This window comes from Sciscionella sediminilitoris (genome assembly GCF_000737195.2).
Lineage (GTDB): Bacteria > Actinomycetota > Actinomycetes > Mycobacteriales > Pseudonocardiaceae > Sciscionella > Sciscionella sediminilitoris.
This window is the reverse complement of record NZ_JALM01000157.1, coordinates 1-5,156: the sequence shown is the minus strand read 5'-3', so window position 1 is coordinate 5,156 and position 5,156 is coordinate 1. Positions and strand designations below refer to the sequence as shown.

The 5,156-nt window shown below is 68.1% G+C and carries 6 protein-coding genes and 1 pseudogene; 3 read left to right on the top strand and 4 right to left on the bottom strand.

Translation table 11 applies throughout. From position 1 onward, the window contains the following. From AD72_RS34535 to AD72_RS34520, 4 genes and pseudogenes are all read right to left on the bottom strand, one after another. Nucleotides 1–331 (bottom strand): annotated as a pseudogene (locus AD72_RS34535) (amidohydrolase family protein); the annotation flags it as partial. Beyond that, nucleotides 328–1,944: an FAD-dependent monooxygenase gene (locus AD72_RS34530; protein ID WP_031470863.1), complete on the bottom strand. Its 1,617-nt coding sequence runs from the start codon at nucleotides 1,942–1,944 to the stop codon at nucleotides 328–330. The gene AD72_RS34530 and the pseudogene AD72_RS34535, both read right to left, overlap by 4 nt. Next, a complete protein-coding gene (locus AD72_RS37405) occupies nucleotides 1,941–2,528 on the bottom strand; it encodes a cupin domain-containing protein (RefSeq protein WP_051899337.1) in 588 nt (195 codons plus the stop codon). The genes AD72_RS34530 and AD72_RS37405 overlap by 4 nt, the downstream gene beginning before the upstream one ends. A 34-nt stretch (nucleotides 2,529–2,562) precedes the next feature. Beyond that, nucleotides 2,563–2,988, bottom strand: coding sequence for a GlcG/HbpS family heme-binding protein (locus tag AD72_RS34520; protein WP_031470861.1), 426 nt, complete (start codon nucleotides 2,986–2,988; stop codon nucleotides 2,563–2,565). A gap of 131 nt (nucleotides 2,989–3,119) precedes the next feature. On the opposite strand from AD72_RS34520, the gene AD72_RS34515 reads away from it, so the two are divergent. From AD72_RS34515 to AD72_RS34505, 3 genes are all read left to right on the top strand, one after another. Then, a complete protein-coding gene (locus AD72_RS34515) occupies nucleotides 3,120–3,578 on the top strand; it encodes a MarR family winged helix-turn-helix transcriptional regulator (RefSeq protein WP_031470860.1) in 459 nt (152 codons plus the stop codon). A gap of 38 nt (nucleotides 3,579–3,616) precedes the next feature. After that, nucleotides 3,617–4,018, top strand: coding sequence for an NUDIX hydrolase (locus AD72_RS34510; protein WP_231645151.1), 402 nt, complete (start codon nucleotides 3,617–3,619; stop codon nucleotides 4,016–4,018). 212 nt (nucleotides 4,019–4,230) lie between these two features. Then, nucleotides 4,231–5,156: DUF222 domain-containing protein (locus tag AD72_RS34505; protein WP_082469340.1), on the top strand; the 926-nt coding region annotated here is incomplete at its 3' end.

Sequence of the window (5,156 nt, the reverse complement as noted above, 5' to 3'; positions counted from 1 at the left end):
CGCGGCGACCGCCTCGGCGAGCCGTTCGTTCGCGGTGCGGGCGAGCGTGCGCGCCTGCTCGGGCGAGCTGGATCGGGGTGCTGTAGGACACGATCTGCATGTCGATCCGGTGCTGATCCATGTTCGCGATCCGGCCCGCGCCGAGATCGGTGCCCAGCCGGATCGCCTCGCCCATCTCGACCAGGTTCGGCCGGGTGGGATCGGGTGGCCCGGCCGCGGCCTTCGCCGAGCTCTGCAGGGCCATGTAGGGCGCCTCCCGTTCCAGGGCCGGCGCCGCGGCCTTCCCGGTCGCGGGGTCCATCGTGTGTTCCTCGATGCAGATGAGTTTCATCGGTCTCCTCCGGAATCTGTCGCGCCGCGGACCGTGCCGGCGAGCGCGCGGGTATCGGGTGGAAGCGCGTCGCCGCGCCAGGCGACGATGCCGTCCGGGCGGACGAGGACGAGCGCGCGTTCGTAGCGTGCGGCGATGGATTCCTCGCCGATATCGACGACCTGCACGGGTAATCCCGAACCGAGCAGGGCGTCGGTGCGCACGCCGGTGTCGAAGCGAAGCAGGGTGAATCCGTCCCCGAACAGATCCAGCACGGATCGCCCGTCCGGTAGCCAGGCGTGCGGTGCCCGATGTCCCGGTCGCGCGCTCGGGGTGTACTCGCTTGCGTGATCGGGTGGTTCCGGGCTGCCGTCCCCGAGTACGACCGGCGAGTCCCGGTAGCGGTAGCCGAGCGCCACACCGCGGGAGAACCACTCCTGTTCCAGATCGCCGCTCAACCGGGTGGCGGCCTGGGCACGTTCCCGTTCTCCCTCGGCCGAATCCTCGTGAATGCGCTCGAAGCGCATCGGTTGCGACCAGACCGTGTAGTTCGCGCTCGAGTAGGCGCCGTTGCGCAGCGCGACCTCGCGGCGTTCGGCGCTGTAGGCCTCCAGCAGCGTGTCCCCGCCCCAGCCGTGCAGCCGGGCGGCCAGTACCCAGCCGAGCCCCGCCGCGTCGAGCAGCCCAGTGTTCGCGCCGTGCCCACCGGTCGGCGACATGGAGTGCGCGCTGTCCCCGGCGAGGAGCACCCGGCCGCTGCGGAAGGTGCGGGCGGTGTACCGGCTGCGCCGCCAGGGCACCACCTTGAGCAGCTCCCACGGCACGTCCGCGCGCCCGAAGGCCCGCTCGAGATGCGCGGCCGGGTCGAGCTCGTCCGGATTGAGCCTGCTCTCGGCCCCGATCAGGGTCAGCCGGTAGATCGATCGGCCGTCCATCGCGGTGAGATTGCCCCACACGCCGGTGGTGTCCAGGAACATGTACCGCTCGCCGGGCCCCATCGGGTGATAGCGCTCGAAGTCCTCGACCCGGATGGTCAGGCTCACCGAATAGTCGAGATCCTCGCCCTCGAACGGGATCCCCGCCGAACGCCGGACCGCGCTGCCCACTCCGTCGGCGCCGACCAGATACCGGGCCCGTATCGTGTCCCGGCTCCCGTCGCGCGCCCGCACGGCCGCGGTGACCGCGTCCCGGTCGTGCTCGGTGATCGCGGTGAACTCGGAACCGAGCCGGAAGTCCACGAGTCCGGTTTTCCGGGCGGCCGCGGCGAGGATCGGGGTGAAGGTGTACTGCGGGCAGCTGCACAACACCTCGGCGCTGTACTCGGTGCCGCGCTCCCGATACGCCGGTACCGGGTCACGGCCGCACACGAAACCGTTCATCGAGGTGCAGTAGTAGGTGTCCCGGGGACGATCCGGTGGGAAACCCGCCTCCGCGACCTGGCCCGCGATCCCCAGCGAGCGGAAGTACTCCATGCTCCGCTCGTTGAGCACCGTCGCCTTCGGCACGAATTCCCCGGAAAGGTCGGGGGACCGGTCGACAACGGTGCTCGGCACGCCGCGCAGGCCGAGGTCGAGCGCCAGGGTCAGCCCGACCGGCCCGGCACCGATGATCAGCACGGAATCCGTTGCTGTCACGGTGTTCCTCCGTTCTCCTCGGTCCTGTCCACCTTGTTCGCCTCGTCCGTCTCGTTCGCCTCGTTCGCCGAGCACATGACGAACAGCGCGGTCGCGTGCCGATCGGTCCGGTTGCGCCACGCGTGTTTCGTCGCCAGCTGCACCAGGGTTTCTCCTGGCCGCAGGGTGGTTTCCGTGTTCTCCAGCAGCACGGTCAGTTCGCCGTCGATGACGACCGCGAAATCCACCGTGCTGGTCGCATGCATGCCCGGGATTTCCTCGTCCTCGGCATGGAGTTCCGCACCGTCCACCGCGGCGAAGGCGGCGCGCACCTGCTCGCCGCCCGAGCCGAGCCAGTGTTCGTCCGGCGGGAACCGGATCAGCTTCGCCGCCAGACCACGGGGCGGCGGTTCGATCCGCGCCCCGCTCATCCTCAGGGTGACATCCCCGCTCGCCGCGGGAAGTTCCGCCAGGCGCAGGAGATCGGTGATCGCGCAGATCGCGGTGTCCTGCCCGACCGGTACCCGTTCGTCCGCGACCACCGTGGAGTGCCCGGATTCGTCGTGACCGGTCACCACTCGCCGCGTGCTGGTCGACTCCGTCATCGAAGCCCTCCTTCCTGATTTGGCCGAGCCGGGCTCAGCCGAGTGCGTTCGCCCCGGCCGTGGCGATCTGCTCGTCCGCGCTCCAGTGCCCGCCGGAGACACCGATCCCGCCGATCACCTGGCCGTCGAGGGTCAGCGGCAGTCCGCCGCCGAACGGCACGAACCGCTCGATCCCGTCCGGCGCGCCCATCGCCAACGGTGCGTCCTGCTGCATGAACTCGTGCCACTGCGCGCTCGGCATGCCGAACCCGGCCGCCGTGTAGGCCTTGTCCTGTGCGATCTGGGTGGACTGCAGCGCAGCGCCGTCCATTCGCCGGAACGCGAGCAGGTTCCCGCCCGCGTCCACCACGGCGACCGCCGAGGCCTGTCCGCTGCCCTGCGCGGCCCCGATCGCCGCCGCTACCACGTCCTGCGCCGCCGCGCTGCTGATGCTCGGTACCTGTCGAACGATCTCGGTCATGAATGAGCCTTTCCGTGTGTTGGCTTGATACCTCCACGCTATCAGTAGGCTGATAGTTGTCAATCTGCTGACTTGCAGCATCGGGGCGATTCCTCGTGTGCTGATCGCCATGTGGGCGGTAAACTGGGCATATGGCGCATTACACGGCGCGGCTGCTGGCCTACATCAAGCGCGCGGAACAGGCCACGCAACAGGCCAAGGAGCAGGCGCTGCGCGAGTACGGCATCACTCCGGCCCAGCAGGCTGCGCTGACCATCATCGAGGAGTACGACGGCATCAGCTCCGCCGAGCTCGCGCGGCAATGCCAGGTCACCCCGCAGACCATGAACAGCACCGTGGGGCGCCTGGAAGCCCGCGGACTGGTAGACCGCAGCCCGCATCCCATGCACCGCACCCTGATCGAACTGCGGCTCACCACCGAAGGGCGCGAACTGTTCACTCGTGCCGACAAGCGGGTCGCCACCCTTGATGCCGACCTCGGTGCCGAACTCAGTGCCGCCGAGCTCGACACCCTCAAGGACCTGCTCACCCGCGTCGCCGAGGCCGCACCACGGGCCGGGGTGCGAAAGCGGCGCAGCAAGACCTCGTGAGGGGCGCCGTGTCGTCCCTGTCGCACCATTCGGTGAGCGTGTCCGGCGTCGTTGTCGACGAGCTCGAGCGCGTGCTCGTCATCCGGCGCGCCGACAACGGACACTGGGAAGCCCCGGGTGGAATCCTCGAACCGGGGGAGAGTTTTGACGAAGGGGTGCGCCGCGAAGTCGCCGAAGAGACCGGGATGGACATCGCCGTCGGAGAGCTCAGTGGCGTCTACAAGAACATGGCGCGCGCCGTCGTCGCGCTCGTCTTCCGGTGCAGCCCGGTCGGTGTGACCGTACAGTGCACCGAGGAAGCGGCGGAAGTCCGCTGGATGACCCGCGAAGAGGTTCGCGCCCGTATGCGCCCGGCCTTCGCGATCCGGGTGCTCGACGCGTTCGAACCGGGAACACAGGTCCGCACGCACGACGGCGTGTATCTCATATCCGGCCGATGATGGGCTCGCGCGTGGCGGAAGGGCTGGCGTGGTGTGGCGAGGTCTTCGCCGGACGGGAAGATATCCGGGATGGCGGGGATTCAGGGGTATGGCATGTGGACCAATCGGCTCGCGGATTACTTGTGTGGGGCGGCTATCGGTCTCGAATAATCCGTTCGGGTGGTTCGGAATGAATGGTCGAAACCCGCCTCGGTCCGCGGTATTATGGATATATGAACGCTGGGGAAAGTTCGACGATGCTGTCGAACAGAGAATTGCTCGGTCGGCTTCGCGGTCAGGTCGCCGCCGTGCGGCGTGCTGAGGCAGAGCTGGTGAATCTTGTTGCGCTGCTTGACAAGCGTGGTGCACCAGTGGAGTTCGGATACCGTGGCTCGGCGGCGCGGATGGTGGAAGACGTGGCTCGGGTCAGTGTGGCGGAATCGCGTCGTATCACCGAACGCGCGCGGTCACTGTTCGGTGCGATAGGAATCAGCGGTGAGTCATTGTCTCCGGATTTACCGAACACCGCGCAGGTCTATTTGCGTGGTGAGGTCGGTGTCGAGCACGTTGATCGGATTCGCCGGTTCGCCACCGAACTACCCGCCGAGGTTCTCATTGGTGGCATGTGGCCGATCGCGGAGAAAGCGCTCGCCGAGACCGCCACCGAAGTCGGGCCACGCGGACTGGCCCGTCCGATCCGGGAACTGCACGCGCTACTCGATCCGGACGGGCAGGAACCCGACGAGCGCGAACCCGTCCGCCCGAAGCGACAAATCTGGTTGGAGCGGTGGCAGAACGAGTGGAGCATCCATGGTCGCCTGGACTACGAAACCGGGTTGAAACTCCGCAGTGTGCTCGACGCGCTTGGCGCACCCGATCGGCGCACCCGAGCAGAACGCGACGCCGACGCGTTCGCCGACATCGTCCAACTCGCGGCGAACCCGGAGAGTCTTCCCGAAAACGGGGGCGAGCCGTTCGCCATCATGGTCACCATGACCGAACAGGCCCTGCGTGACGGCATCGGCACCGCCACCACCATGGACGGCACCACCATCCCCGCCCAGCAACTCAGACGCATCGCCTGCGATGCGGGAATCATCCCCACAGTGTTGGGCTCAGACGGCGAGGTACTCGACATGGGCTGCCGGGACCGCACCGC